At 66.7% G+C, this 1,458-nt stretch carries 1 protein-coding gene; it reads right to left on the bottom strand.

Going from position 1 to position 1,458, the window contains the following annotated elements:
• Window positions 1–11: 11 nt before the first annotated feature.
• On the bottom strand, window positions 12–1,409 hold the full coding sequence (locus D1832_RS15015) for an IS30 family transposase (protein ID WP_118915188.1): 1,398 nt from the start codon (window positions 1,407–1,409) through the stop codon (window positions 12–14).
• Window positions 1,410–1,458 lie beyond the last annotated feature (49 nt).

Genomic DNA, 1,458 nt, shown 5'->3' with positions numbered 1-1,458 from the left:
ATTGACCAGGTTCAACCGGTCGATGCAACACCAGCTTGTTGGTGCAAGAGTAGATGCTCGTTAAAGACTTCCGCTGGGGTCTTCCAGCCCAGTGATTTTCGGGGTCTGGTGTTCAGCGCGTGAGCGACGGCTTCGATCTCCTGGGCGGACCAGCGGGACAGGTCGGTGCCTTTGGGGAAGTACTGCCGCAGCAGCCCGTTGGTGTTCTCGTTCGTGCCACGTTGCCACGGCGACTGGGGGTCGGCGAAGAAGACCGGGATGCCGGTCTCGACCCGGAACTGGGCGTGGGCGGACATCTCCTTGCCCCGGTCCCAGGTCAGTGATCTGGCCAACTCGGTGGGCAGGCCGGCCATCGTGCGGGCCAGGGCATCCTTCATCGTGAGGGCGCCGTACCCGGCCAACGCCGGCCCGTTCTTGACGCTCTCCTTGTGCCGGTATCCCTCCTCACGGGGCAGATGGACCAGCATCGTGTACTTGGTGCTCCGGTCTACGACGGTGCCGATCGCCGAGCGCTCCAGGCCGATGAGGAGGTCACCTTCCCAATGGCCAGGCACGGCCCGGTCGGCGGCCTCGGCGGGACGTTCGCTGATGAGCGTCTCGGGGGTGACGTGTGCCCACGTCTTGCGCCGTGACCGCTCCCGTGGCGCGCGCAGCGCCCGACCGGTGCGCAGGCACCACACGAGCTCGCGCTTGAGCGCGCCACGACCCTGGATGTACAGCGACTGATAGATCGCCTCGTGGCTGATGCGCATGGACTCATCATCGGGGAAGTCGAGCTTGATCCGGTTGGCGATCTGCTCCGGGCTCCACGCCAGCGACCACGGCCTGTCCTTGCGGTGCGGCTTGTTCCGCCCGGTGAACCGTGGTGGCCTCGGCCCCAGGACCGCGGTCCCGTCCGGCAGGCTGACCTGCCCGGCCAGGCGCTCCTGCACGTACTCGTGCAGCCGCGGGTTGGCCACGAGCTTGGCGATCTTGGGTCGCTTGGCGGCCATGTCAGCCTTCCACTGCGCCACCGACGCCCGGTACTCACGCGTACCCCCGCGGGTCGCCGCATTGCGACGCAACTCCCGCGACACCGTCCCAGGATCACGACCGATACGGCGGGCGATCTCACGCACTCCCTCGCCCTGCACGCGAAGCAGCGCGATCTCCTCACGCTCAGCGAATGACAGATACCGGCCCGAAGGCTGAAACTTCAGATCGAACGGCGCCATCCCGCCAGCGTTGCGGAACCACCGAGCGCCCACCGCTGGCGCCACGCCGATCACGCCGCAAGCCTCCTCAGGCAACAGCCCCGCAGCGATCTGCTCCCAGAACGCCACCTCGACATTCCGCTGGAACTTCGGATGACCCGGCGACCTCAACTTCGGACGAACCGCCCGATCTGCTGCCTGCTGACGACGAACCACTGAACACCTCCACGACGAGGTGTTGCGACGACCAGTTGAATCCGCCTTG

The organism is Dermacoccus abyssi (genome assembly GCF_003515945.1).
In the GTDB taxonomy this organism is placed as follows: Bacteria; Actinomycetota; Actinomycetes; order Actinomycetales; family Dermatophilaceae; genus Dermacoccus; species Dermacoccus abyssi.
Note: the sequence above shows the minus strand (reverse complement) of the source record. Positions and strands in the feature narration are given on the sequence as shown.